Source organism: Escherichia sp. MOD1-EC6842 (genome assembly GCF_002965705.1).
Taxonomy (GTDB): domain Bacteria; phylum Pseudomonadota; class Gammaproteobacteria; order Enterobacterales; family Enterobacteriaceae; genus Escherichia; species Escherichia ruysiae.
The window spans coordinates 191,406-216,846 of record NZ_PTRF01000006.1; the positions used below are offsets into that span (position 1 = coordinate 191,406).

General features: G+C 51.4%; 24 protein-coding genes and 1 pseudogene. 7 read left to right on the plus strand and 18 right to left on the minus strand.

What is annotated here, in order from left to right:
• Positions 1-2: 2 nt before the first annotated feature.
• The 9 genes and pseudogenes from carA to A7Z29_RS09795 all read right to left on the minus strand — a co-directional run bounded on the left by carA (position 3) and on the right by A7Z29_RS09795 (position 9,603).
• Positions 3-1,151 carry a glutamine-hydrolyzing carbamoyl-phosphate synthase small subunit gene (carA, locus tag A7Z29_RS09755; RefSeq protein WP_010345452.1) on the minus strand — a complete coding sequence of 383 codons (1,149 nt, stop codon included), beginning with the start codon at positions 1,149-1,151 and terminating at the stop codon, positions 3-5.
• 456 nt (positions 1,152-1,607) lie between these two features.
• The gene (dapB, locus tag A7Z29_RS09760; protein WP_105290146.1) at positions 1,608-2,429 is read right to left on the minus strand and encodes a 4-hydroxy-tetrahydrodipicolinate reductase; all 822 of its coding nucleotides are present in this window, start codon (positions 2,427-2,429) and stop codon (positions 1,608-1,610) included.
• A gap of 166 nt (positions 2,430-2,595) precedes the next feature.
• Entirely contained in the window at positions 2,596-3,510 is a 915-nt protein-coding gene (gene rihC, locus A7Z29_RS09765) for a ribonucleoside hydrolase RihC (protein ID WP_105280687.1), read from the minus strand.
• A 65-nt stretch (positions 3,511-3,575) separates the two neighbouring features.
• Complete coding sequence (gene ispH, locus A7Z29_RS09770; RefSeq protein WP_001166392.1) at positions 3,576-4,526, minus strand: 4-hydroxy-3-methylbut-2-enyl diphosphate reductase; 951 nt, start codon at positions 4,524-4,526, stop codon at positions 3,576-3,578.
• Between the two features lies 1 nt (position 4,527).
• The gene (fkpB, locus tag A7Z29_RS09775) at positions 4,528-4,977 is read right to left on the minus strand and encodes an FKBP-type peptidyl-prolyl cis-trans isomerase (protein ID WP_000004655.1); all 450 of its coding nucleotides are present in this window, start codon (positions 4,975-4,977) and stop codon (positions 4,528-4,530) included.
• Between the two features lie 106 nt (positions 4,978-5,083).
• Entirely contained in the window at positions 5,084-5,578 is a 495-nt protein-coding gene (gene lspA / locus A7Z29_RS09780) for a signal peptidase II (protein ID WP_105290147.1), read from the minus strand.
• Positions 5,578-8,394, minus strand: coding sequence for an isoleucine--tRNA ligase (gene ileS, locus A7Z29_RS09785; protein ID WP_105290148.1), 2,817 nt, complete (start codon positions 8,392-8,394; stop codon positions 5,578-5,580). The genes lspA and ileS overlap by 1 nt, the downstream gene beginning before the upstream one ends.
• A gap of 42 nt (positions 8,395-8,436) precedes the next feature.
• Positions 8,437-9,378 carry a bifunctional riboflavin kinase/FAD synthetase gene (gene ribF / locus A7Z29_RS09790; RefSeq protein WP_032224365.1) on the minus strand — a complete coding sequence of 314 codons (942 nt, stop codon included), beginning with the start codon at positions 9,376-9,378 and terminating at the stop codon, positions 8,437-8,439.
• 7 nt (positions 9,379-9,385) lie between these two features.
• Positions 9,386-9,603, minus strand: a pseudogene (locus tag A7Z29_RS09795) (DUF2575 domain-containing protein).
• 102 nt (positions 9,604-9,705) lie between these two features.
• On the opposite strand from A7Z29_RS09795, the gene rpsT reads away from it, so the two are divergent.
• The gene (gene rpsT / locus A7Z29_RS09800; protein ID WP_001274019.1) at positions 9,706-9,969 is read left to right on the plus strand and encodes a 30S ribosomal protein S20; all 264 of its coding nucleotides are present in this window, start codon (positions 9,706-9,708) and stop codon (positions 9,967-9,969) included.
• A 95-nt stretch (positions 9,970-10,064) separates the two neighbouring features.
• Here the strand turns inward: rpsT and nhaR are convergent, their stop codons facing one another.
• Together nhaR and nhaA are read right to left on the minus strand one after the other, a co-directional pair.
• Positions 10,065-10,970: a transcriptional activator NhaR gene (gene nhaR / locus A7Z29_RS09805; RefSeq protein WP_105290149.1), complete on the minus strand. Its 906-nt coding sequence runs from the start codon at positions 10,968-10,970 to the stop codon at positions 10,065-10,067.
• A gap of 59 nt (positions 10,971-11,029) precedes the next feature.
• A complete protein-coding gene (gene nhaA / locus A7Z29_RS09810) occupies positions 11,030-12,196 on the minus strand; it encodes a Na+/H+ antiporter NhaA (protein ID WP_000681376.1) in 1,167 nt (388 codons plus the stop codon).
• A gap of 578 nt (positions 12,197-12,774) precedes the next feature.
• Here nhaA and mokC point away from each other — a divergent pair.
• Positions 12,775-12,927 (plus strand): type I toxin-antitoxin system toxin MokC, encoded by a 153-nt coding sequence (gene mokC / locus A7Z29_RS09815; protein ID WP_000809168.1) that lies wholly within the window; start codon positions 12,775-12,777, stop codon positions 12,925-12,927.
• 103 nt (positions 12,928-13,030) lie between these two features.
• Here the strand turns inward: mokC and dnaJ are convergent, their stop codons facing one another.
• Together dnaJ and dnaK are read right to left on the minus strand one after the other, a co-directional pair.
• Positions 13,031-14,161, minus strand: coding sequence for a molecular chaperone DnaJ (dnaJ, locus tag A7Z29_RS09820; RefSeq protein ID WP_001118464.1), 1,131 nt, complete (start codon positions 14,159-14,161; stop codon positions 13,031-13,033).
• 88 nt (positions 14,162-14,249) lie between these two features.
• Positions 14,250-16,166 (minus strand): molecular chaperone DnaK, encoded by a 1,917-nt coding sequence (gene dnaK / locus A7Z29_RS09825; protein ID WP_000516135.1) that lies wholly within the window; start codon positions 16,164-16,166, stop codon positions 14,250-14,252.
• A 375-nt stretch (positions 16,167-16,541) separates the two neighbouring features.
• Between dnaK and A7Z29_RS09830 the strand changes: the two genes are divergently transcribed.
• The 3 genes from A7Z29_RS09830 to satP all read left to right on the plus strand — a co-directional run bounded on the left by A7Z29_RS09830 (position 16,542) and on the right by satP (position 18,401).
• Positions 16,542-16,946: a DUF2541 family protein gene (locus A7Z29_RS09830; protein ID WP_105290150.1), complete on the plus strand. Its 405-nt coding sequence runs from the start codon at positions 16,542-16,544 to the stop codon at positions 16,944-16,946.
• A 26-nt stretch (positions 16,947-16,972) separates the two neighbouring features.
• Complete coding sequence (gene msyB / locus A7Z29_RS09835) at positions 16,973-17,686, plus strand: acidic protein MsyB (RefSeq protein ID WP_001102347.1); 714 nt, start codon at positions 16,973-16,975, stop codon at positions 17,684-17,686.
• A 148-nt stretch (positions 17,687-17,834) separates the two neighbouring features.
• Positions 17,835-18,401: an acetate uptake transporter gene (gene satP, locus A7Z29_RS09840; RefSeq protein WP_105290151.1), complete on the plus strand. Its 567-nt coding sequence runs from the start codon at positions 17,835-17,837 to the stop codon at positions 18,399-18,401.
• Between the two features lie 33 nt (positions 18,402-18,434).
• Here satP and mog read toward each other — a convergent pair whose 3' ends face one another.
• Positions 18,435-19,022, minus strand: a complete 588-nt coding sequence (gene mog, locus A7Z29_RS09845; RefSeq protein ID WP_024212610.1) for a molybdopterin adenylyltransferase — start codon at positions 19,020-19,022, stop codon at positions 18,435-18,437.
• 114 nt (positions 19,023-19,136) lie between these two features.
• Positions 19,137-20,090, minus strand: a complete 954-nt coding sequence (gene tal / locus A7Z29_RS09850) for a transaldolase (RefSeq protein WP_000130187.1) — start codon at positions 20,088-20,090, stop codon at positions 19,137-19,139.
• A 279-nt stretch (positions 20,091-20,369) separates the two neighbouring features.
• Here tal and A7Z29_RS09860 point away from each other — a divergent pair, with 279 nt between their 5' ends.
• Both A7Z29_RS09860 and yaaA read left to right on the plus strand, forming a co-directional pair.
• On the plus strand, positions 20,370-21,800 hold the full coding sequence (locus A7Z29_RS09860; RefSeq protein WP_001112545.1) for an alanine/glycine:cation symporter family protein: 1,431 nt from the start codon (positions 20,370-20,372) through the stop codon (positions 21,798-21,800).
• 69 nt (positions 21,801-21,869) lie between these two features.
• On the plus strand, positions 21,870-22,646 hold the full coding sequence (gene yaaA, locus A7Z29_RS09865; protein WP_000906161.1) for a peroxide stress protein YaaA: 777 nt from the start codon (positions 21,870-21,872) through the stop codon (positions 22,644-22,646).
• A gap of 38 nt (positions 22,647-22,684) precedes the next feature.
• Here yaaA and A7Z29_RS09870 read toward each other — a convergent pair whose 3' ends face one another.
• The 3 genes from A7Z29_RS09870 to thrB form a co-directional block, all read right to left on the minus strand.
• A complete protein-coding gene (locus A7Z29_RS09870) occupies positions 22,685-23,008 on the minus strand; it encodes a DUF2502 domain-containing protein (protein ID WP_032224357.1) in 324 nt (107 codons plus the stop codon).
• Between the two features lie 213 nt (positions 23,009-23,221).
• Positions 23,222-24,508 (minus strand): threonine synthase, encoded by a 1,287-nt coding sequence (thrC, locus tag A7Z29_RS09875; protein WP_000781060.1) that lies wholly within the window; start codon positions 24,506-24,508, stop codon positions 23,222-23,224.
• The gene (gene thrB, locus A7Z29_RS09880) at positions 24,509-25,441 is read right to left on the minus strand and encodes a homoserine kinase (RefSeq protein WP_000241673.1); all 933 of its coding nucleotides are present in this window, start codon (positions 25,439-25,441) and stop codon (positions 24,509-24,511) included.

The window sequence follows — 25,441 nt, forward strand, 5'->3', positions numbered from 1 at the left end:
GATTACTTAGCGGTTTTACGGTACTGCTCAATTAACTCGATAAAGTGGTCGAACAACGGCGCTGCGTCGTGTGGACCTGGGCTGGCTTCAGGGTGCCCCTGGAAGCTGAACGCCGGTTTATCGGTGCGATGAATCCCTTGTAACGTACCGTCGAACAGGGATTTATGTGTAACACGCAGGTTTGCAGGTAATGTTGCTTCGTCCACCGCAAAACCGTGGTTCTGGGCGGTGATCATCACCACGTTTTTCTCAATATCTTTCACCGGATGGTTGCCGCCGTGGTGACCAAATTTCATTTTGATGGTCTTCGCCCCACTTGCCAGCGCCAGCAGCTGATGACCGAGGCAGATACCAAATACCGGGATGTCGGTTTCGAGGAATTTCTGGATGGCGGTAATGGCGTAATCGCACGGTGCCGGATCGCCAGGGCCGTTGGAGAGGAAGATACCGTCCGGATTCATTTTCAACACGTCTTCCGCAGAGGTTTGCGCCGGAACGATGGTCAGGCGACAGCCTCTGTCCACCAGCATCCGCAGGATGTTGCGCTTGGCACCGAAATCATAAGCCACGACGTGGAACGGCAGCTCGTCTTCTTTTTTCGCTTCTGGCAGGCCGCCGGTCAGCGTCCAACTCCCTTGTGTCCAGCTATAGGCTTCTGCGGTAGTCACTTCTTTTGCCAGATCCATACCATTGAGGCCAGGGAACGCGCGGGCTTTTTCTAATGCCAGCGCCGCATCCGGGTTGTCGCCCGCGATGATGCAGCCGTTCTGTGCGCCTTTCTCGCGCAGTAAACGCGTCAGCTTACGGGTATCGATATCGGCAATCGCTACGATGTTATGGCGCTTCAGGTAAGAAGAGAGGTCTTCGGTATTACGGAAGTTGCTGGCAATCAGCGGCAGGTCGCGAATCACCAGACCTTGTGCATGTACCTGAGAAGATTCTTCATCGGCGTCATTAGTGCCGACATTGCCAATATGGGGATAAGTAAGAGTAACGATTTGACGAGAATAGGAAGGATCAGTGAGGATTTCTTGATAACCGGTCATTGAAGTATTGAAAACGACTTCCCCAACCGCCGAACCTGTTGCCCCTATGGCCCGACCGTGAAACTGGGTTCCGTCTTCCAGAACCAATAGCGCTGACTTAATCAAAACACCCTCCAGAGAATATTCACTCACTTTATTTGCATATTAATTCACAATGATGCGATGAATCAATGCAAATCTGCTTACCGACGAATTTCTGGCAAACGGCGGCATTCTGGAGATATGGGCGCTAAAAGTCAACTCAATAGCGGGATTTATTATATAATTTTATGCCTCACACCTATTTTACAGGCACTAACCGACAAAAACACAATCTAACAAGGTCTGGAAAACGCTTGCGCAGCGAGAAGAATGTGTAAACAAAGAACACGAAGAAAAAAAGTGGACCAGATGGTCAAAATTTACATTAAAACAACAAAAGCAGAAGACAAAACATGTAATTTTTAGCACTTGAATAAAATTCAAAAACATAACACCAAAAATAAAAGGGCTGAAAATCAAAGCCCTTTATAATCAATAAATTAAATGTGTTATTTTTGCGCCATTACAAATTTTTTGTGGTTACAATTTATTGAGATTAAGCACATCTCTCATATCAAAAAGGCCACTTTTCTTGCCACTCAGCCACAATGCCGATCTTACTGCGCCGTTAGCAAATGTCATGCGGCTGGAAGCCTTATGAGTGATCTCCAGACGCTCACCAATATCGGCAAACATCGCAGTATGCTCGCCCACAATGTCTCCGGCGCGGACGGTGGCAAAACCTATCGTTCCGGGAACTCGTTCACCGGTATGCCCTTCGCGGCTGTAAACGGCACAATCTTTCAGATCTTTATCCAACGCATGGGCAATCGCTTCCCCCATCGCCAGCGCAGTGCCTGACGGCGCATCGACTTTATGTCGATGATGCGCTTCGATAATTTCGATATCAGTGTAGTCACCCATGACCTGAGCCGCTTTCTCCAGCAACTTAAGCATGACGTTGACACCGACGCTAAAGTTGGCGGCAAAGACAATCGCAATATCTTTGGCAGCTTCACCAATCGCCTGTTTACCTGCGTCATCAAAACCCGTGGTGCCAATCACCATCCCTTTGCCATGTTGGCGGCAAAAAGCGAGATGGTTCAGCGTACCTTCCGGACGGGTAAAATCGATAAACACATCAAAATCATCTTTTACAACATCAAGGCTGCTTTGTACGATAACGCCGGTTTTTCCTGCTCCAGCCAGTTCGCCAGCATCGCTGCCCAGTAAAGAAGATCCTTCGCGTTCCAGCGCCGCGCCAAGCTGCACGCCCTCTAATGCCAGCGCCGCCTGAATCAACTGGCGGCCCATACGCCCCCCGGCTCCCGCGATGGCAACGCGGATGTTTGCATCATGCATAGCTATTCTCTTTTGTTAATTTGCATAGACCGTTTTCAGAGTAACCAGCGCATCGCTACGCCGCCAGCCAAAAACGCTGATAATTAGAAATTAATGATAAACAGGGAGGGATATCAGTGAAAGGCATGAGTCAGTGAATGACTACATGCCGATAACATGTGACAGGTTACGGCGCCAGCGCCAGCACCTCCGCCACCCACTGCTGGAAACCTTTCACGTCCAGATCCAGCGCAACCTGAACATTTGCCGGTTTATCCAGCCGACCGTCAATATCGACGACTGTCGTACCCGTAGTAAATTCACCTTGTGTTTCTACCGCCACAAAACACGGCTTGAGAGTGAACAAGTCCGGGCGAACCAGCCAGGCAATGGCACAGAGATCGTGCATTCGCAGGCCACTTTGCATACTGCCGCTGCGGTAGTGACTAAACAGTGCATGAAGCATTTTTCCGGTGCGATTCAATTCCGGTAGTGTGGTGAGATATTCGGGAGTGAGCATCGCCTGATTGGTGACGTCCAGGCCACACATCACAATCTCCAGTCCGCTCTGGAAGACCTGGGCCGCCGCTTCAGGATCAATCGCAATATTAAACTCGGCATTCGGCGTGAAATTGCCACGACCGGCAGAACCGCCCATGATCACCAGACGACGAATATGCGGTTTGCATTCCGGGCACTGTGAAAGCAATAGCGCGATATTCGTCAACGGCCCGATCGCCACCAGGGTAACGGGTTCAGGCGCGCACATTAGCGCATCACGAATCGCCAGAAACGCCGGTTTCTCCAGTGGTTTTCGATTGTGCTCAACGAAGTCATAACCATCCATGCCGGATTCGCCATGAACATAAGACGCATCACGCGGTGCGCGTACCAACGGTGTTGCCGCCCCCTGGGCGAGTGGGATATCCGCATCCCAGAAATGCAGCAATTGCAGCGCATTTCGGGTAGTTTTCTGCACCGATACATTGCCTCCGACAGTCGTCATCAATTGGAGATCGAGTTGTGGGGCAAAGATCGCGGCAGCAATCGCTGCGGCATCGTCGATACCAGGGTCGGTATCCAAAAAAATCGGCAAGCGCATGTTTTCTCCATAAAAAATGCCGGTAATAAGACCGGCATTTTCGCATAACTTAGGCTGCTAATGACTTAATCAACTTCACGAATATCGACACGCAGCTCTTTCGGCACTTCGAAAACAATGTTTTCTTCACGGCCTTCAAGCGAAATGGCTTCACCACCGCCAAGCTGCTGTAAACGTGCGACGACGTTCTGTACCAGAATATCCGGAGCTGATGCGCCCGCAGTCACACCGACGCATTTCGCTTCTTTCACCCACTCTTCCTGGATATCTGCCGCATCGTCAATTAAAAACGCGCGTTTGCCCATACGCTGTGCCAGTTCCGCCAGACGGTTGGAGTTGGAGGAGTTTTTCGAACCGACCACCAGCACAACTTCCGCCTGCTCTGCCAGGGCGCGTACTGCTTCCTGACGGTTGGTAGTGGCGTAACAAATGTCATCTTTGCGCGGCCCGACAATTTTCGGGAAGCGTTTACGCAGCGCGTCGATAACATCAGACGTGTCATCCACCGACAGCGTGGTCTGGGTCATAAAGGAGAGTTTCTCTTCGTTTTTGACCGTCAGCTTCCACACATCGTCTGGCGATTCAACCAGATACATTCCCCCTTCCGGGTTGCTGTACTGACCCATCGTACCTTCTACTTCCGGGTGCCCGGCGTGGCCGATGAGAATAGATTCTTCACCACGACGACTAGCGCGGGCAACTTCCATATGCACTTTGGTCACCAGCGGGCAGGTGGCGTCGAATACCGTCAGATCGCGACTTTTCGCTTCGTTGCGTACCGCCTGGGAAACGCCATGCGCAGAGAAAATCAGGATCGCACCGTCCGGCACTTCGCTGATCTGCTCAATAAAGATAGCCCCACGCTCGCGCAGGCTATCGACCACGTAGCGGTTATGCACCACTTCGTGGCGGACATATATCGGTGCGCCGTAAATGGCCAGCGCGTTTTCAACAATGCTGATAGCGCGGTCTACCCCGGCACAAAAACCACGCGGGTTGGCCAACAGGATCTGCATGTTACGCCTCCAGTGCCGGATCGATTTCCAGCACTTCAATATCAAAATGAACGGTCTGCCCGGCCAGCGGATGGTTGAAATCAACGGTAATGGAGTCGCCGTTAATTTCGCGGATCACGCCAGGCATCTCACTGCCATCCATTGCGGTAAAAAGCATAATTGCGCCAATTTCTGGCTCGCCTGCATCCATAAACTCACGGCGGGAGAAGTACTGAATCAGGTCTGGTGACGGCACGCCAAACGCCGCATCTGGCTCCAGCGAGAAGGTGGTTTTATCGCCCACTTTCAGCCCCAGCAGATGTTGCTCCAGCCCTTCGGAAAGAGAAGCATCACCCAGGCGGAACAGCGCCGGTTTACCGTTGTTGCGGGTAGACTCGGCGGTAGTGCCATCGTCGAGTTTTAGCGTGAAGTGCACCAGGACGGCGCTATTGCTCTGTACAGATTCAGACATGCAGGTTTGCTCTTGTATTTGAGGATTTTTGCCGGATGCGGCCTACGATTTCGCAGCAATCGGTAGGCCGGATAAGATGCGTCAGCATCGCATCCGGCAGGGTTTATTATTGTTTTTTCGCTTTAGAAGGTAAAAAACCTTCCAGCACAATCAATGCCGCACCGACACAGATTGCGCTATCGGCGAGGTTGAAGGTGGCGAAATGCCAGTCGCCGACGTAGAAGTCGATCATATCGACCACAAAGCCGTGCCACAGACGGTCGAACAGGTTGCCCAGTGCGCCGCCAATAATCAGCGCGTAAGCGATATTGTTTAGCTTTTGCGTAGCCTTCGAGCGATACATCATCACCGTCAGGATCACACTAATACCAATCGCAATACCGGCAAAAAACCAACGCTGCCAGCCGCCGCTATCGGCAAGGAAACTAAACGCCGCGCCATAGTTACGCGCATAATGCAGATTAAGCGACGGGAACAGCGGAACCGTATCCCCCAGAGAAAAGTTCTGGAGGATCAGGTATTTGCTGCCCAGATCGATAATCAGCACGACTACCACCAGCCACAGCCAGCGTAGCCCTGTTGAACAGATCGATTGACTCATCAGGCAAACTTACGTTTTTCACCGTCGCCGGCGACGTTGCTGACACAGCGGCCGCAGATTTCTGCGTGTTCCGCCACCTTGCCGACATCCTGGGTGTAGTGCCAGCAGCGTGGGCACTTATCACCTTCGGCTTTACTCAACGCGACTTTCAGCCCTTTGAGTACTTCGCTCTGCTGCGCATCAGCAGGTGCGTCGTTATAGTCTGCAACGGCAGCGCCAGAGGTCAACAGGACAAATCGTAATTCATCACCCAGCGCGGTCAGTTTCGCCGCCAGTTCGGGTTCCGCGTACAGGGTCACTGCCGCTTCCAGAGAACCGCCGACTTTCTTATCCGCACGAGCCTGCTCGATGACTTTGTTCACTTCGCCACGCACTTTCAGCAGCTCGTCCCAGAATGCATCGTTCATCGCTTCGCTGTCTGCCAGACCAAACAGGCCTTCGTACCACTCACCGGTGAAGACGTATTTTTCACGCTCGCCCGGCAGGTAGCCCCACACTTCATCAGCGGTGAAGGAGAGGATCGGCGCCATCCAGCGCACCAGCGCTTCTGCAATGTGATACAGCGCAGTCTGGCAGCTACGACGCGCCACGCTGTCCGCTTTAGCGGTGTACTGACGGTCTTTGATGATGTCGAGGTAGAAAGAGCCCATCTCAACGGAGCAGAAGCGCATCAGGCGCTGTACCACTTCGTGGAAATCGTATGCTTCGTAAGCCTTGAGGATGTCTTCCTGAGCCGCTTTCGCACAACCCACGGCCCATCTGTCCAGTACCACCATCTCTTCCGGTTTCACCATATCTTTTGCTGGATCGAAACCATTGAGGTTTGCCAGCAGGAAGCGCGCGGTGTTACGGATACGACGATAGCTGTCAGCAGCACGTTTCAGGATCTCGTCAGAAACAGCCATTTCGCCGGTGTAGTCGGTTGATGCCACCCACAGACGCAGAATATCCGCGCCAAGTTTGTTCATCACATCCTGCGGCGAAACGGTGTTGCCGATGGATTTAGACATCTTGCGACCCTGACCATCCACGGTAAAGCCGTGAGTCAGTACCTGACGATACGGCGCTTTGCCTTTCATCGCGGTGGAGATCATTAGGGAAGACATGAACCAACCACGGTGCTGGTCAGAACCTTCCAGATACATGTCCGCTGCGTGACCGGCAAATTCCGGACGCACGTCAACAACAGAAGAGTGGGTAGATCCGGAGTCAAACCATACATCCAATGTGTCCGGCACTTTCACGTACTGATCAGCTTCATCGCCGAGGATCTCTTTCGCATCAAGATCCCACCACGCCTGGATGCCGTCAACTTCAACGCGTTTTGCCACTTCTTCCATCAGTTCGAGAGTACGCGGATGCAGCTCTTCAGTGTCTTTGTGCACGAACAGTGACATCGGTACGCCCCAGGTACGCTGACGGGAGATACACCAGTCAGGACGGTTAGCGACCATCGACTCGATACGCGCCTGACCCCAGTCCGGGATCCACTGCACGCCTTTGATCTCTTTCAGTGACTGCGCACGCAGACCTTTCTGATCCATGCTGACGAACCACTGCGGCGTCGCGCGGAAGATGATCGGCGTTTTGTGACGCCAGCAGCACGGATAGCTATGCTGCATTTTCTCAACGTGCAGCAGCGCGCCTTTTTCCTGCAACAGCGCAACGACGATGTCGTTCGCTTTGAAGACGTTCACACCATCCAGCGTCGGGTAAGTACCCGGCAGATAAGTGCCGTCCGGACCAACCGGGTTAGCGGTTTCCAGGCCGTATTTCTGACCAATCACATAGTCGTCCGGGCCGTGGCCAGGCGCGGTGTGAACAGCACCAGTACCGGCATCCAGGGTAACGTGATCGCCGAGGATTGCGGGAACGTCGAAGCCCATAAACGGATGAGTAAAGCGCAGCAGCTCAAGCTCTGCACCTTTCACCGTGCCGAGAATGGTGTAATCGGTCACGCCGATACGTTGCATTACGCTTTCAACCAGATCTTTCGCCAGAATCACGGCCTGACCGTCGATCTGCACCAGCGCATAGTCGAAATCCGGTGCAATGGAGATTGCGCGGTTTGCAGGCAGAGTCCACGGCGTAGTAGTCCAGATAACCAGCGAGATTGGGCCGTTAACGTTGCTGACGCCAAATTTCGCTTTCAGCGCATCCTGATCGACTGCCTGGAAAGCAACGTCGATGGACGGGGAGGTTTTGTCGTAATACTCAACTTCCGCTTCTGCCAGCGCAGAACGGCAGTCAACACACCAGTGCACCGGCTTCGCACCTTTGTGCAGGTGACTGTTGCCGATGATTTTACCCAGCGCGCGGATGATATTGGCTTCAGTTTTGAAGTCCATGGTCAGGTACGGGTGTGACCAGTCGCCCAGCACGCCCAGACGAATAAAGTCTTTGCGCTGACCGTCAACCTGGGTCGCAGCGTATTCGCGGCACTTGGCGCGGAACTCGGCGGCGGTGAATTTCTCACCCGGCTTACCGTATTCTTGCTCTACTTTTAGCTCGATTGGCAGACCGTGGCAGTCCCAGCCTGGCACATACGGCGAGTCATAACCGGAAAGCCCTTTGGACTTGATGATTATGTCTTTCAGAATCTTGTTAACCGAGTGACCAATATGAATGCTGCCATTCGCATATGGAGGGCCATCATGCAGAATGAAGGTTTTTTTGCCTTTTTTAGCCGCACGAATGATGCCGTACAGGTCATCATCAGTCCAACGCGCCAGCATTCCCGGTTCGCGTTTGGCAAGATCGCCACGCATCGGGAACCCTGTTTCCGGCAAATTCAGGGTTGATTTATAGTCACTCATCAGATTCTCGGTTCCGTATTTCGGTTTGATTACATAACAGGCTTAAGCCGGTTTTGTTAGCCCAAAAAATTCGCGGGCGGTTAATTCATCACGCGCAATCTGCGCTTTCAGTTCGTCCAGCGACGCAAATCGCTGCTCACTGCGTATTTTTTTACGCAACACTACTTGTATATGGCGACCGTACAGGTCCATTGCAACATCTAACAAATGCACTTCCAGCTGCTGGCGAATACCGGCAACCGTTGGGCGTGTTCCGATGTTTGCAACGCCGGGTAACGGCTTTTCACCGAGGCCCAGCACTTCCACCGCATAAACCCCTTTCACCGGGGAGACCTGACGGCGTAGCGGTACATTCGCCGTCGGGAAACCAATAGTGCGCCCTAACTCATCACCGTGGACAACGCGCCCGGAGATGGCAAACGGGTGCCCCAGTAAACTTTCCGCCAAAGCAAGGTTGTCATCTGCCAATGCCTGACGCACAGCGGTACTGCTGATACGCACGCCGCCTTCGCAAAAAGTTTGCGTACTGGTGATGTCGAAGCCGTATTCCGCGCCCGCTTTCTGTAATAACAAGAAATCACCTTCACGACCAGCGCCAAAGCGGAAATCATCACCAACAGCCAGAAATTTTACCCGCAAATGCTTCACCAGAAGATCGCTGATGAAATTTTGCGCGGTTAACGCCGCGAAACGTCTGTCGAAACGCACGCACAGCACGTAATCAACGCCACACTCTGCAAGGTAACGCAGTTTTTCCCGCAGTCGGGTCAGACGTGCCGGGGCTTTGTCGGTAGCAAACAGTTCCAGCGGTTGAGGCTCAAAAATCATCACCATCACCGGTAAGTTGCGCTTGCGCCCTTCTTCCTGCAACCCTTGCAACAGCGCGCGATGACCACGATGCACGCCGTCGAAATTACCAATAGTCAGCACACACCCTTCTTGCGGGGCCTGGCTGAGATTATGTATGCCGCGTATCAGCTTCATGTCTGGCTCAAAACAGTGAAAATCGTCCGAGTATACCTTGTACAGCGGTCAAGGTTAACCGGCGATTGAGTACTGAAATCAGAAAGAAGTGGCTTTTCATTGCCATGGCGCAAATCACGGTAAGAAACTAACGACCCGCTGCAATTTTATCGCGGAAAAGCTGTATTCACACCACGCAAGCTGGTAGAATCCTGCGCCATCACTACGTAACGAGCGCCGCCATATTAACGGCGCTTATTTGCACAAATCCATTGACAAAAGAAGGCTAAAAGGGCATATTCCTCGGCCTTTGAATTGTCCATATAGAACACATTTGGGAGTTGGACCTTGGCTAATATCAAATCAGCTAAGAAGCGCGCCATTCAGTCTGAAAAGGCTCGTAAGCACAACGCAAGCCGTCGCTCTATGATGCGTACTTTCATCAAGAAAGTATACGCAGCTATCGAAGCTGGCGACAAAGCTGCTGCACTGAAAGCATTTAACGAAATGCAACCGATCGTGGACCGTCAGGCTGCTAAAGGTCTGATCCACAAAAACAAAGCTGCACGTCATAAGGCTAACCTGACTGCGCAGATCAACAAACTGGCTTAATCGCCTTTTGTTGTCAGCTTTGTAAAAAAACCCGCGTAAGCGGGTTTTTTTATGTCTCCAGCAGGCCAAAACTGCAGCCTGCAAAGTACGAATAGTTATTTCGTGGCTGGCGTAAACAGCGCAGAGTAATCGGCATTGCAAATACGCTGTACCGCAGGGTGTTGAATCATCCTTTCGGCAAAAATCGCATGGTACTCTTCCATGACGTTCTCAACTCGCCCTATCTCCACAACCGAGTTATCATTATAAAAATCATTGGCATACAGCGAAGGCGCAACGAAAATAGCGTTATGCGTCGCCCCAAAGGCTTTCATCAACGCCGCATCATCAAACTCCCCCAGAATTTCAACGTTTAAGCCCTGAGAGTTAAACCAGTTTAATAGCTTGCGTCCCAACATTGAGCGACGCCCCGGAATAAGTAAGCGACGCTCTTCCAGACAGGCAGGAAACGGCTTTTCCGGCAGCGGGTTAGTGCACCAGAAACTGACGCCACACTCGCCAATTTTCATGGAAAACAGCCCTTCCTGTTGGGTGGAGTCTATCGGACAGTCAGAGATGATCATATCCAGCTTATGCTGACTCAACTGCTCTAACAGCATCTCGTGCGTCGATTCGAAACAGCGTAGATGGATCTGCTCGTCTTCTACAACGGCTGCATCCAGAACACTGCTGACCAGGCGTTTGGAAAGGGCATCTGCCACACCAACATCAAACAATAAGTTGGACTCTTTGCGATAGTTGACGATATCCAGCATTTCCTGGCTTAATGTGAACATTTTATCGGCATAGCGATAGACCAGTTCCCCCAGTTCACTGGGTTCCAGACCGCGTCCTTTACGCTTAAATAATTTCCCTTGCAGGCGCTCTTCCAGCGCCCGGATCTGTCCGGTAATGGTTTGTGGTGTTAAATAAAGCGCCTCCGCTGCGCCAACCACAGAGCCTTCTTTGTAGACATGCCAGAAGTAATACAAGTGGTTGTAATTGATATGAGACATGCTCATTTCTCTCCCTGATAAGAATGAAAAGGGAGCCATTTATGGCTCCCCGGAACATCGTCCTGTCAAACTGATGGACGTAAACGAATGCGTAACCAGCTATATCCAATTACCGCCGAAGAGATTGAGCCAACCAGAATGCCCAATTTCGCCCAGTTAATCAGTTCTGGATCTACGCTACCAAAAGCCAGGCTGGCGATAAAGATAGACATAGTAAAACCGATACCGCACAGGATACCAACCGCCATAATTTGCTGATAAGTGGTTCCCTCCGGCAAATGCGCCAGTTTCAAACGCAGCGCCAGCCAGCAGAACAAACTAATACCCAACGGCTTGCCAATCAGCAAACCGGCGATGATCCCTAATGGCAGGATGGAGGTCAGGCCATCCAGCGTCACGCCTTGCAGAGAAACGCCGGCATTGGCAAAAGCAAACAACGGCAAAATCAGATAAGCCACCCACGGGTGCAATACATGCTCCAGGCGCTTCGCCGGAGAACGACCATGCTTCTCTTTCAATGGAATAAAGAAACCGACAATGACGCCTGCCAGCGTTGCGTGGACGCCTGATTTCAACACTGCAGTCCACAACACCACGCCGACCAGAATATAAACTCCCGTGCGGCGAACACCACAAATGTTCAGCACCGCGAGCACCGCAATTGCTACAGCAGCAACGCCAAGAGAGGCCATTGACAAGTCATTAGTGTAAAACAAGGCGATGATAATGATGGCTCCAAGATCGTCAATAATAGCCAGCGCCATCAAAAAAATCTTCAGTGCTAACGGTACACGGCTTCCCAATAACGCCAGGACACCGAGGGCAAAGGCAATATCAGTCGCCGCCGGGATTGCCCACCCTTCACGAGTGATAGGATCGGCGTAGTTAAAGGCCAAATAGAGCAATGCCGGGACAATCATCCCGCCGATTGCGGCAATAACCGGAAACGCAGCCTGGCGCAAACTGGCCAACGATCCTTGCATCAGCTCGCGTTTAACTTCCAGACCAACTAACAGGAAAAATATCGCCATTAGCGCGTCATTTATCCATAACAGCATGTTTTTATTGATTTCAAGAGAACCTACCCGCAGCTGAACCGGCGTCTCAAGAAAGTCGTGATACCATCCACTGGTTGCACCGCTATTGGCCATAATCATCGCCAGAACAGCGGCAATGATGAGAATAATGCCTCCCGAGGCATCACTGCTAAAGAATCGATGCAGATGTTTCACTTTTTATTTCTCTTTCAGGTGAATAGATCGTTTTTACTATTTTACTCTGCACGAATCATCGTTAAAATCAGATTATAGTGTAGGAACAATTCGCTTTTAACGATCTATAAAGAAGATTATGTCACTAGCAGAGGAAGTGTTGTTGGCGCTCGAAAGCGGTGGCTGATGACCTCAAACCCTGATAATCATAGCCTAATGTCAAGATTTCTGAGGGGTTTATTCGGAATAAGTAATTTGTTGTAAGCCGGAGCTGTTTGTTAGGGCAATATTTCAAATATATCCAACTTATTTGTCAATAATTGCAATAAAGGGAGAAATCAACGTTAATTAATTGAATCCTTTAAAAATTACGCCATAAAAATGCGAGGCGTCTTCAGGATTAGAATCGATAAAACAGAATGGGTTAAAGAGAGCGATATAATAGCGGCGGGTGCTTGAGGCTGTCTGTCTCAGGCATTAGCTGAACGGCAGATAGAGAAAAGCCCCGAGTGATATTTTACCATCAACCCGAGGCCCCCTATATGCAGAACACATGTAGAGTGCCTCTTACTGACCGTAAGGTCAAGGAGAAGAGAGCAATGAAGCAGCATAAGGCGATGATTGTCGCCCTGATCGTCATCTGTATCACCGCTGTAGTGGCGGCGCTGGTAACGAGAAAAGACCTCTGTGAGGTTCACATCCGAACTGGCCAGACGGAGGTTGCTGTTTTCACGGCTTACGAATCCGAGTAAGAGCAACGGCGGGGAGTGCTCCCCGCCACTTTATTGGTGCTCGCATATCTTCAACGCACCCTATTTTTACCCAGGCCTGCCCACGAGCAGGCTTTTGGGGAGGTTAGCGAGTCAGGTCGTCGAAAAACTTCTTCACACCATCAAAGAAGCTCTTTGAGCGCGGGCTGTTGTGCTCGCCGGTTGGGCCACCGAAGCTTTCCTGCAGCTCTTGCAGCAGCTGTTTCTGCTTCTCGTTCAGGCCTACCGGTGTTTCGACGACAACGCGGCACAGCAAATCACCCTGTGCGCCACCGCGGACAGACTTGACGCCTTTACCGCGCATACGGAACAGCTTACCGGTCTGGGTTTCGCCAGGCACTTTCAGTTTAACGCGACCATCAAGGGTCGGTACTTCGATTTCACCACCCAGCGCCGCCATAGCGAAGTTGATCGGGACTTCGCAATACAGGTTGTTGCCTTCACGCTCGAAAATCGGGTGCTGTTTAACCTGAACCTGAACGTACAGATCGCCTGCCGGTGCGCCGTGTTCACCCGCTTCACCTTCGCCCGCAAGACGGATGCGGTCTCCAGTGTCCACCCCTGCCGGGATTTTAACGGACAGCGTTTTGCTGCGCTCAACACGACCATGACCATGACATTTGTTGCACGGATCTTTGATAAGCGTACCGCGCCCCTGACAGTGTGGACAGGTCTGTTGCACGGCAAAGAAACCCTGGCGCATCTGCACCTGACCAGAACCATGACAGGTCGGACAGGTCTGCGGCTGTGTACCTGGTTTTGCACCGCTACCGTGGCAAACGTCACACTCTTCCAGAGTCGGAATGCGGATCTCTTTGGTCACGCCACGTACAGCTTCTTCGAGGGTGAGCTCCATGTTATAGCGTAAATCAGCACCGCGCGCCGCACGTTGACGACCACGTCCGCCGCCAAAAATATCGCCGAAAACGTCACCAAAAATATCGCTGAAGTCTGCGCCGCCGCCAAAACCGCCGCCGCCCATGCCGCCTTGCTCAAATGCCGCATGACCGTACTGATCATATGCCGCGCGTTTTTGCGAGTCGGTCAGAACTTCATAAGCTTCCTTGATCTCTTTAAATTTCGCCTCGGCCTCTTTGTCACCCTGGTTACGGTCCGGGTGATATTTCATGGCCAGGCGTTTATAGGCCTTTTTGATTTCACGCTCTTCCGCTGTTTTGGAAACGCCTAAAATCTCGTAATAATCTTGCTTAGCCATTTTTTTTGATTTGCCCCTAGATGAATGCACGGGCGGAGAGGAAAATCCCCTTCGCCCGTGTCAGTATAATTACCCGTTTATAGGGCGATTATTTTTTGTCTTTGACTTCTTCAAACTCAGCGTCGACAACATCGTCATCTTTCGCGTTGTTTGCAGAAGCATCAGCACCGGCAGTCTGCTGCTGTGCATGTTGCTGCTGGGCGATTTCCATCAGTTTCTGGGAAACCTGTGCCAGTTCCTGCATTTTCGCTTCGATAGCGGCTTTGTCTTCACCTTTCAGAGCAGTTTCCAGTGCAGTCAGCGCAGACTCGATAGCAGTTTTGTCGTCAGCCGGCAGTTTGTCGCCTGCTTCTTCAACCTGCTTACGGGTGCTGTGCAGCAGATGGTCGCCCTGGTTGCGAGTCTGTACCAGCTCTTCAAACTTACGGTCTGCTTCGGCGTTAGCTTCCGCGTCGCGTACCATTTTCTGGATTTCATCTTCGTTCAGACCAGAAGAAGCCTTGATGGTGATCTTCTGCTCTTTACCGCTGTTTTTGTCTTTCGCGGAAACGTGCAGGATACCGTCAGCATCGATATCGAAGGTAACTTCGATCTGCGGCATACCGCGCGGAGCCGGGTTGATACCATCCAGGTTGAACTGACCCAGAGATTTGTTATCAGCCGCACGTTTACGTTCACCCTGCAGCACGTGGATGGTTACCGCAGACTGGTTGTCTTCAGCGGTAGAGAACACCTGGCTGTGCTTGGTCGGGATAGTGGTGTTTTTCGCGATAAGCGTCGTCATCACACCACCCATGGTTTCGATACCCAGAGACAGCGGGGTAACGTCCAGCAGCAGTACGTCTTTCACGTCGCCAGTCAGTACACCACCCTGAACGGCAGCACCGATTGCCACAGCTTCGTCCGGGTTAACGTCTTTACGCGGCTCTTTACCAAAGAACTCAGCAACTTTCTTCTGAACCATCGGCATACGAGTCTGACCACCAACGAGGATAACATCGTCGATATCAGATACGGACAGGCCAGCATCCTGCAGAGCAACTTTCAGCGGCTCAATGGAACGGTTCACCAGGTCTTCGACCAGGCTTTCCAGTTTTGCACGAGTCACTTTGATGTTCATGTGTTTCGGACCAGTCGCATCTGCGGTGATGTACGGCAGGTTAACGTCGGTCTGCTGAGCGGAAGACAGTTCGATTTTCGCTTTTTCTGCCGCTTCTTTCAGGCGCTGCATTGCCAGCGGATCGTTGCGCAGGTCAATGCCCTGATCTTTCTTGAATTCTTCAACCAGGTAGTTGATCAGACGGCTGTCGAAGTCTTCACCACCCAGGTGGGTATCACCGTTGGTTGCCAGAACTTCGAAGGTTTTTTCGCCGTCAACTTCGTCGATTTCGATAATAGAAATATCGAAAGTACCACCACCCAGGTCATAAACCGCGATAGTACGGTTGCCAGTACCTTTGTCCAGACCGTAAGCCAGTGCAGCAGCGGTCGGTTCGTTGATGATACGTTTTACTTCCAGACCAGCGATACGGCCTGCGTCTTTGGTTGCCTGACGCTGAGCATCGTTAAAGTATGCCGGTACGGTAATAACAGCTTCAGTTACCGGTTCACCCAGGTAATCTTCAGCGGTTTTCTTCATTTTTTTCAGCACTTCAGCAGAGATCTGCGGCGGTGCCATTTTCTGGCCTTTAACTTCGACCCAAGCGTCGCCGTTATCAGCAGCAATAATTTTGAACGGCATGATGGAAACATCACGCTGCACTTCTTCGTCCTGGAAGCGGCGGCCAATCAGGCGTTTAATCGCAAACAGGGTGTTTTGCGGGTTCGTCACTGCCTGACGTTTAGCCGGCTGACCAACCAGAGTTTCACCATCCTGGGTATAGGCAATGATAGAAGGCGTGGTGCGATCGCCTTCGGCGTTCTCCAGCACACGAGGAGTGGTGCCATCCATAATCGCTACACAAGAGTTGGTAGTACCCAGGTCGATACCAATTATTTTACCCATCTAAACGTCTCCACTATATATTCGGTCATCATGTGGTTGTGAGTCTGTAATAGGGGCGAAACGTCTGGTTTCAACTGCCCAATTTCATTTTTTTGCAGACTCACTCACTGCGGTTGACTACTAAATGGGGTCGTAACCCACGTCATCAAGGGGGAGATGCAAAAATTTTTTGTGCTTTTGCGCAGAAATTTCACGATATGCCGGAAGAAGTGAAAAAAAGGGAGCAATAATATTCACGTAAAAAATGAATTTCACACAAATCATTCACTAAAAAATTGTAATAAAAAGAAAAGATTACTCACCTGAATCTTCTTTTCGTCAGCAGTAAACTAGTGGCTATTCTTCCCCCGACTGCTCCCCGCTAAGAGAATCTTCATGAAATCCATTTTTATGATTTCCGCCAGCCTCGTGCTCGGCCTGATGCTGTGCTGCACCGCGCAGGCCAACGGCCATAAAATCCTCGGCGTCATTGCCATGCCGCGTAACGAAACCAACGATCTGACGTTGAAACTCCCCGTTTGCCGCATTGTAAAACGCATACAACTCACTGCCGATCATGGCGATTTACAGTTAAGCGCCGCGTCGGTTTATTTCAAAGCAGCCCGTAGCGCCAGCCAAAGCCTGAACATTCCGGCTGAAATCAAAGAAGGGCAAACCACCGGCTGGATCAACATTAACAGCGATAACGACAACAAACGCTGCGTGTCAAAAATCACCTTTTCCGGTCATACGGTGAACTCATCGGATATGGCCACGCTGAAAATTATCGGCGACGACTAATCTTTTAATACAGAAGCCACAATGACATGAACGTCAATTATCTACATGATTCGGACTTAGATTTTCTACAGCATTGCAGCGAAGAACAGCTGGCAAACTTTACCCGCTTACTCACTCATAATGAAAAAGGCAAAACCCGCCTGTCCAGCGTATTAATGCGCAACGAACTGTTTAAATCGATGGAAGGGCATCCAGAGCAGCATCGCCGCAACTGGCAGCTAATTGCCGGGGAATTACAACATTTCGGCGGCGATAGCATCGCTAACAAACTGCGCGGACACGGCAAACGGTATCGCGCTATTTTACTCGACGTCTCCAAACGGCTGAAACTGAAAGCCGATAAAGAGATGTCTACCTTTGAAATAGAGCAACAGTTACTCGAACATTTTCTGCGCAACACCTGGAAGAAAATGGACGAGACGCATAAAAAGGAGTTTTTGCAGACCGTCAACGCGAAGGTTAACGAACTGGAAGAGCTGCTGCCGTTATTGATGAAAGACAAGCAACTGGCCAAAGGCGTGTCGCATCTGCTTTCCAGCCAGCTGACCCGCATTTTGCGTACCCACGCTGCGATGAGCGTGCTTGGGCATGGTCTGCTACGCGGCGCGGGTCTGGGAGGGCCGGTGGGTGCAGCATTAAATGGGGTTAAAGCCGTTAGCGGCACTGCCTTTCGGGTGACAATTCCAGCGGTGTTACAAATCGCCTGTCTGCGACGAATGATTAGCGCCACTCAGCCCTGATACCTGACACAGGGGAAAATTTTCATTTTCCCCTCAAAAGATCGTAGACACTGCCCCACTGGCTGATTATTATGCCGCGCCCTGAAAACACTACAGTTATTCAGGGAAATTATTTCACCATTCATTCGATGATGATTTTTGAGGAATTATGGGCAACACTAAGTTGGCTAATCCGGCACCGCTGGGCCTGATGGGCTTCGGCATGACCACCATTATGCTTAACCTGCACAACGTGGGTTATTTCGCTCTGGACGGTATTATTCTTGCCATGGGTATCTTCTACGGCGGCATTGCGCAAATTTTTGCCGGTCTGCTGGAGTACAAAAAAGGCAACACTTTCGGTTTAACCGCATTCACCTCTTACGGTTCTTTCTGGCTGACGCTGGTTGCGATTCTGCTGATGCCGAAACTGGGTCTGACCGATGCGCCAAATGCACAGTTCCTTGGTGTCTACCTGGGTCTGTGGGGCGTATTTACGCTGTTTATGTTCTTCGGCACGCTGAAAGGCGCACGCGTTCTGCAATTCGTTTTCTTTAGCCTGACCGTGCTGTTTGCCCTGCTGGCGATCGGTAACATTGCCGGTAATGCTGCGATCATCCACTTTGCCGGCTGGATTGGTTTGATCTGCGGTGCCAGCGCAATCTATCTGGCGATGGGTGAAGTGCTGAACGAGCAGTTTGGCCGCACCGTTCTGCCAATTGGTGAATCCCACTAATTGTTTGAGATCCCCCCGCTCGGGGGGATTTTTTTATTCGTTAACTTCGCGTCTTGCACTCTTTGGTCTGAATGCCGCTACCACTTCCGGTGCCGTTTCAACGTATGGCCCTTCCAGCAACTGAATGCAGTACGGTACGCTGGCAAAAATACCGTGCACCACGACGTTACCCTCAGCATCCTTCACACCTTCCAGCGTCTCTTTGATGGACTTCGGCTGACCGGGTAAGTTAAGGATCAGTGCCTGTTTGCGAATCACACCCACCTGACGCGAAAGGATCGCGGTTGGTACAAAATGCAGGCTAATCTGGCGCATCTGTTCACCAAAGCCCGGCATCTCGCGGTCAGCTACTGCCAGCGTCGCATCGGGCGTTACGTCACGACGCGCCGGGCCAGTTCCGCCCGTGGTGAGCACCAGATGACAACTCATTTCATCCACCAGCTCACACAACGTTTGCTCGATGATCGCCTGCTCATCGGGGATTAAGCGGGTTTCCAGTTCAAACGGCGTGGTTAGCGCCGATGTCAGCCATTCTTCCAGTGCAGGGATACCTTTATCCTGATAAACGCCGCTGGATGCGCGATCAGAGATGGAAACTAAGCCAATACGTAAAGTATTCATCAAGATTTTTCCGTTTAAACAGTCTCGTTAAACAGAATGATACACTGCGAAGGGAGTGACAGACAGGCTTCAGAAGAGGTAGCGTGACCGACTTCCCGGTCACGCTAAGAATGATTACAGCAGATCGCCGATCATTTTTTCCAGTTTTTCCTGGTCAACAGCAAACTTACGGATACCTTCCGCCAGTTTATCTACTGCCATTGGATCCTGGTTGTGCTGCCACAGGAACTCAGACTCGGTGATACGCGCCGGACGCGCTTTCACTTCGCCGGTGTAAGACAGTTTACGTTCGATAGCCCCTTCGCTCTCAGCCAGCTCTTTCAGCAGTGCCGGTGCGATGGTCAGACGGTCGCAGCCTGCCAGTTCCAGAATTTCGCCGATGTTACGGAAGCTTGCGCCCATAACCACGGTTTCATAGCCGTGCTCTTTGTAGTACTGGTAGATTTCAGATACAGAAACCACGCCCGGATCTTCTGCCGGAGCGTACTCTTTCTTATCGGTATTCGCTTTGTACCAATCCAGAATACGACCAACGAACGGAGAGATCAGGAACACGCCCGCTTCCGCACAAGCACGCGCCTGAGCGAAGGAGAACAGCAGAGTCAGGTTACAGTTGATACCTTCTTTTTCCAGCTGTTCAGCAGCACGGATACCCTGCCAGGTAGACGCCAGTTTGATCAGAATACGATCGTTGCTGATACCCGCATCGTTGTAGAGTTTGATCAGGCGTTTTGCTTTCGCAATTGACGCTTCAGTGTCATAAGAAAGACGCGCATCAACTTCAGTGGAGATACGACCCGGAACCAGTTTAAGGATTTCCAGACCAATATTTACTGCCAGTTTGTCGGTCGCGTCCACGATCTGCTGCGCGCGATCGTTACTCTGCTGTTTCGCCCAGGCGACAGCATCATCAATCAACTTACGGTATTCCGGAATCTGCGCTGCGTTAAGAATGAGAGAAGGGTTGGTTGTGGCATCCTGCGGTTGATACAGCTTCATTGCCGCGATGTCCCCAGTGTCGGCCACTACAGTGGTGTACTGACGAAGGGAGGTCAATTTGTCCGTCATGATAGTATTTCTCTTTAAACAGCTTGTTAGGGGGATGTAACCGGTCTGCCCTGATGATATCACGACGCAACGACAGCGCAACCGCAGACGAGAGGGTTATAGCCAGGCGAGACTGTTTAAGTTTTCTGACACTGCGTTGATATCGCTCGCCATTTTTAAACAAAAACTCGAGTATGCTACACAGGCGTTATCTACCAATGCACATCGTATATAATTCTTAATCAATTGGTAACGTTTACACAGGAATGTAACCGCGTGCCGGCGACAAGAGGGATACGAATGCCTGATTTTTTCTCTTTTATTAACAATGTACTATGGGGATCAGTGATGATCTACCTGCTCTTCGGTGCAGGTTGCTGGTTCACTTTTCGCACCGGATTCGTTCAGTTTCGCTACATTCGCCAGTTTGGCAAAAGTCTCAAAAATAGCGTTCATCCCCAACCGGGTGGCTTAACCTCTTTTCAGTCACTGTGCACTAGTCTTGCCGCGCGCGTCGGCAGCGGTAACCTCGCAGGTGTTGCGTTGGCCATTACTGCCGGTGGCCCCGGGGCTATCTTCTGGATGTGGATTGCCGCGTTTATCGGCATGGCAACCTCTTTTGCAGAATGTTCCCTTGCCCAGCTTTATAAAGAACGTGACGCTAATGGGCAGTTTCGCGGTGGTCCAGCATGGTATATGGCACGTGGATTGGGGATGCGCTGGATGGGCGTGCTATTCGCTATCTTTTTGCTCATTGCCTACGGATTGATTTTCAGCGGTGTTCAGGCAAACGCCGTTGCCCGCGCGATGAATTTTGCGTTTGATGTTCCACCATTAGTAACTGGCATCATTCTCGCCGTCTTTACTCTGTTGGCGATAACCCACGGTATTCATGGCGTAGCCCGACTGATGCAATGGTTTGTCCCTGCGATGGCATTAATCTGGGTACTCACCAGTCTGGCCATTTGTGCGATGAATATCGAGCAACTTCCTCACGTCATTTGGTCTATTTTTGAAAGCGCCTTTGGCTGGCAGGAAGCGGCAGGCGGCGCGGCGGGCTACACCCTGAGTCAGGCGGTTACAAACGGCTTTCAGCGCAGTATGTTTTCTAATGAGGCGGGAATGGGTTCGACACCAAACGCAGCAGCGGCAGCGGCATCCTGGCCGCCGCATCCGGCTGCGCAAGGCATTGTCCAGATGATCGGCATTTTCATCGACACCCTGGTCATCTGCACGGCGAGCGCCATGCTGATATTACTGGCCGGAAACGGTACAACCTATATGCCGCTGGAGGGTATACAACTTCTCCAGAAAGCGATGCGAGCACTAATGGGTTCCTGGGGAGCAGAGTTTGTTACAATAGTGGTAATTCTGTTTGCCTTCAGCTCCATCGTCGCCAATTACATTTATGCAGAAAATAATCTTTTCTTTTTACGCCTGAACAGCCCCAAAGCGATCTGGTGCCTGCGTATCTGCATCTTTACCACCGTGATTGGTGGCACGTTACTTAGTCTGCCCATGATGTGGCAACTGGCTGATATTATTATGGCGTGTATGGCTATCACTAATCTGACCGCTATTTTGCTGCTCTCTCCGGTAGTGCATACCATTGCCAGTGATTATCTTCGCCAGCGCAAACTTGGTGTGCGTCCGGTGTTTGATCCGCTGCGCTACCCGGATATCGACCAGCAACTCGCGCCTGATACGTGGGATGATGTTTCGCGGGACTAATCACAACTATCGATCAATTCATCCGCTTTTTTTGCTACAGTCGCTGTAAATTTCCTGCAAGGACTGGATATGCTGATTCTGATTTCACCTGCGAAAACGCTTGATTATCAAAGCCCGTTGGCTACCACGCGCTATACGTTGCCGGAGCTGTTAGACAACTCTCAGCAGCTTATTCACGAAGCGCGGAAGCTGACGCCCCCGCAGATTAGCACGCTGATGCGCATCAGTGACAAACTGGCGGGTATCAACGCCGCTCGCTTTCAAGACTGGCAGCCAGATTTCACCCCGGAGAATGCCCGACAGGCGATTCTGGCGTTCAAAGGCGATGTCTACACAGGTTTGCAGGCCGAAACCTTCAGTGAAGAAGATTTCGCTTTTGCCCAGCAGCACCTGCGTATGCTTTCCGGTTTGTATGGCGTACTGCGCCCACTTGATTTAATGCAGCCATATCGTCTGGAGATGGGTATTCGTCTTGAGAACGCCAGGGGTAAAGATCTGTACCAATTCTGGGGTGATGTGATCACAAACAAGCTGAACGAGGCGCTCGAAGCGCAAGGCGATCAGGTAGTGATTAATCTGGCGTCAGATGAGTATTTTAAATCAGTGAAACCGAAGAAACTGAATGCTGAGATTATCAAGCCGGTGTTCCTCGATGAGAAGAACGGTAAGTTTAAGGTTATTAGCTTCTACGCTAAGAAAGCGCGTGGCCTGATGAGTCGTTTTATTATTGAAAATCGCCTGACCAAACCAGAGCAACTGACTGGTTTTAATAGTGAAGGTTACTTCTTCGATGAAGCCAGTTCCAGCAATGGCGAACTGGTGTTTAAACGCTACGAACTGCGTTAAGTTTGCGGTAAATGCCGGAGGTCATCCGGCATTTGTATTTACCGATGGTGCCTGTCCGGACCCGGACGATGATCGCCGCCGTGATCGTGTCGATGATCTCCACGGTGATCATTTCGATGATCATTATACCAATTATGACGCGGCGCTCCGTGTGGGTGCCAGCGATTGTCTCGCCATTCATAATTTCGATACCACCAGTCACGGTCACGCCAGTAACCGCCATCCCAGTAGTAACCACGGTGGTCGCGATCGCCAATCTGTAATTTCACTGATGGTACTAGCATTATTTCCCCAGCCTGCGCTGCCATAGGAGCGACCAGAATCAGGGAAAGTGCGAGTAAGATAGGTTGCATCTTTTTCACAGGTGACTCCTTTTATCATTGCCAGTTATGGGCCGATATGAGGAGCTTACGGTAAAAGAATCCCCGTTGTCATTCTCTACAATTCAAAGAGCTAAGTTACCGCATTTATTGAAAATTTCTCCTTTTTTTCTGTCGATTTTTCTCATGTTTTCTCCATAAAAAAGCCGAACTGCATAAACGCAAGCCCGGCCATTTTCAGGAAATTAATGGATACTACTTATGATTCATCATCAGCTTGCGCAACGCGGCAAAATCGGCGGGCAGATTATGAGAAAGCAGCGGTAATTCAGCTCGTTCTGCCAGCTCTTTTGGCAGCGCCAGCGATTCACCGAGAATCGCTTCCACACTCTCTTTAAACTTCGCCGGATGTGCGGTGCCAAGGAACAGACCATATTCGCCTGGATGCAACTGGTCACGCAGCGCACGGTAAGCCACAGCAGCGTGCGGTTCTGAGGTATAGCCCAGCTCTTTTAACTCACGCATCGTCTGTTGCGTGGTTTCATCATCCACCGCCGCATAACCCAGCTCTTTCAGTTGCCAGATTTTGCGGCGGAACAACTCTTCCACGCGCGGCCAGTTGTTCGGCTGACTCACGTCCATCGCGTTGGATAACGTCGCCTGGGTGGCTTTTGGCGACCACTGCCCGTCGTGCAGGAAACGCGGCACGGTATCGTTCACGTTGGTCGCAGCAATAAAACGCTTCACCGGCAGGCCAAGAGATTTCGCCAGTAGGCCTGCCGTCAAATCGCCGAAGTTACCGCTCGGCACCGAGACAACCAGCTGGTTGCGCGCTTCTTGCGGCAACTGCGCCACAGCTTCAAAGTAGTAGCAAATTTGCGCCAGCAACCGGCTGATGTTAATGGAGTTAGCGGAGTTTAACCCCAGCGCCACTTTCAGTTCTTCATCATCAAACGCCTGCTTCACCAGCGCCTGACAGGCATCGAAATCGCCGTCGATGGCAACGGTTTCAATATTGCCGCCCAGCGTACAGAACAGCTTTTCTTGCAGGGGACTGATTTTGCCGCGTGGATAGAGGATAACCACTTTTACATTCGGTAAACCGTAAAAAGCGTGAGCCACTGCCGCCCCGGTATCGCCGGAGGTCGCGGTCAGAATGGTCACTGGCTTATCACCCGCAATATGGGTCAGCATTTGCGCCATAAAGCGACCGCCGAAATCTTTAAATGCCAGCGTTGGCCCGTGGAACAATTCCAGACAACCGACATCGCTTTCAACATTGGCGACCGGAGCCGGGAAGGCAAACGCCGCGCGCACGCGCTCTTCCAGTATTTCCTGCGGGATTTCATCACCAATAAACGCCGAAAGGATCTTCGCACTGCGGGTGACAAAATCCAGCTTCAGCATCTCATCAATTTCAGTCAGGCTGAATTCCGGCAGGTCGTGCGGAAAAAACAGCCCCTGATTTTTGCCCAACCCCTGGGTTACGGCTTGCGCAAAGCTGACCTGCTCGTTGTGATCTTTCAGATTGTAGAGTTTCATTTAGTTTTCCAGTACTCGTGCGCCCGCCGTATCCAGCCGGCAAATATGAACAAAACCTTCCTGATTTTGCAGGTAGTTCTTACCCAACCAGTCGGCAACGCGCTGGGCGGTATCCGGCTTGTCACACAGAGCGAACAATGTCGGACCGGAGCCGGAGATACCGCTCGCTACCGCGCCTATTTCCGCAACCGCCTGCCGCGACTGCCTGAAGCCTGGCAATAAACGTTCACGGTAGGGTTCAGCGATAACATCTTTCATCAGCTTCGCGGCAAGCTCAGGCTGACGGGAATAGCAGGCGTGAATGAAGCCCGCCAGATGTCGCCCGTGCGCAATGCAATCCTGGCGGCGATACTGCGCCGGTAATATAGCTCGTGCTTCTGCCGTCGAGACTTTAATCCCCGGATACGCCAGCACCCACAGCCACTCATCAAACCCCGGCACTTGCTGACTGATGATGCCATTTTCTTCGATCATCAACTGCATACCACCAAGAAAGCACGGTGCCACGTTGTCATAATGAATGCTGCCAGAGATACGTCCTTCCAGCTCGCCCATCAAAGCCAGCAAACGGGTATCATTGAGCGGCTTGCCGCAGTGTTCATTCATCGCTACCAGTGCCGCGACCACCGAACAGGCGCTGGAACCTAAACCAGAACCGATCGGCATATTCTTTTCCAGGGTCATCGCCACTGGAATTTGCTTGCCCAACTCCTGGCAAAAACGCTCCCAGCACTGATAAACGATATTTTCTCGAGGTTCTGACGGTAACTTGTCGGCAAACCGTCCAAGGTTGTTGAGGCTGAATGTCTCTGCCGCCGCAACCGTCACCACATCCCCAAGCAACTCGCCATCAACAGGCGTTACCGCCGCGCCAAGCACATCAAACCCGACGCTCATATTGGCACTGGAAGCCGGAGCATAAACTTTAACCAT

Excerpts from the sequence above, each read along its gene's own strand:
- thrC (WP_000781060.1), bottom strand. The coding sequence starts at position 24,508 with ATGAAACTCTACAATCTGAAAGATCACAACGAGCAGGTCAGCTTTGCG.
- mokC (WP_000809168.1), top strand. The coding sequence starts at position 12,775 with ATGAAGCAGCATAAGGCGATGATTGTCGCCCTGATCGTCATCTGTATC.
- msyB (WP_001102347.1), top strand. The coding sequence starts at position 16,973 with ATGAACGTCAATTATCTACATGATTCGGACTTAGATTTTCTACAGCAT.
- fkpB (WP_000004655.1), bottom strand. The coding sequence starts at position 4,977 with ATGTCTGAATCTGTACAGAGCAATAGCGCCGTCCTGGTGCACTTCACG.
- lspA (WP_105290147.1), bottom strand. The coding sequence starts at position 5,578 with ATGAGTCAATCGATCTGTTCAACAGGGCTACGCTGGCTGTGGCTGGTG.
- ispH (WP_001166392.1), bottom strand. The coding sequence starts at position 4,526 with ATGCAGATCCTGTTGGCCAACCCGCGTGGTTTTTGTGCCGGGGTAGAC.
- satP (WP_105290151.1), top strand. The coding sequence starts at position 17,835 with ATGGGCAACACTAAGTTGGCTAATCCGGCACCGCTGGGCCTGATGGGC.
- ribF (WP_032224365.1), bottom strand. The coding sequence starts at position 9,378 with ATGAAGCTGATACGCGGCATACATAATCTCAGCCAGGCCCCGCAAGAA.
- tal (WP_000130187.1), bottom strand. The coding sequence starts at position 20,090 with ATGACGGACAAATTGACCTCCCTTCGTCAGTACACCACTGTAGTGGCC.
- dnaK (WP_000516135.1), bottom strand. The coding sequence starts at position 16,166 with ATGGGTAAAATAATTGGTATCGACCTGGGTACTACCAACTCTTGTGTA.
- A7Z29_RS09860 (WP_001112545.1), top strand. The coding sequence starts at position 20,370 with ATGCCTGATTTTTTCTCTTTTATTAACAATGTACTATGGGGATCAGTG.
- rihC (WP_105280687.1), bottom strand. The coding sequence starts at position 3,510 with ATGCGCTTGCCGATTTTTTTGGATACCGACCCTGGTATCGACGATGCC.
- yaaA (WP_000906161.1), top strand. The coding sequence starts at position 21,870 with ATGCTGATTCTGATTTCACCTGCGAAAACGCTTGATTATCAAAGCCCG.
- thrB (WP_000241673.1), bottom strand. The coding sequence starts at position 25,441 with ATGGTTAAAGTTTATGCTCCGGCTTCCAGTGCCAATATGAGCGTCGGG.
- A7Z29_RS09830 (WP_105290150.1), top strand. The coding sequence starts at position 16,542 with ATGAAATCCATTTTTATGATTTCCGCCAGCCTCGTGCTCGGCCTGATG.
- dnaJ (WP_001118464.1), bottom strand. The coding sequence starts at position 14,161 with ATGGCTAAGCAAGATTATTACGAGATTTTAGGCGTTTCCAAAACAGCG.
- nhaR (WP_105290149.1), bottom strand. The coding sequence starts at position 10,970 with ATGAGCATGTCTCATATCAATTACAACCACTTGTATTACTTCTGGCAT.
- ileS (WP_105290148.1), bottom strand. The coding sequence starts at position 8,394 with ATGAGTGACTATAAATCAACCCTGAATTTGCCGGAAACAGGGTTCCCG.
- mog (WP_024212610.1), bottom strand. The coding sequence starts at position 19,022 with ATGAATACTTTACGTATTGGCTTAGTTTCCATCTCTGATCGCGCATCC.
- dapB (WP_105290146.1), bottom strand. The coding sequence starts at position 2,429 with ATGCATGATGCAAACATCCGCGTTGCCATCGCGGGAGCCGGGGGGCGT.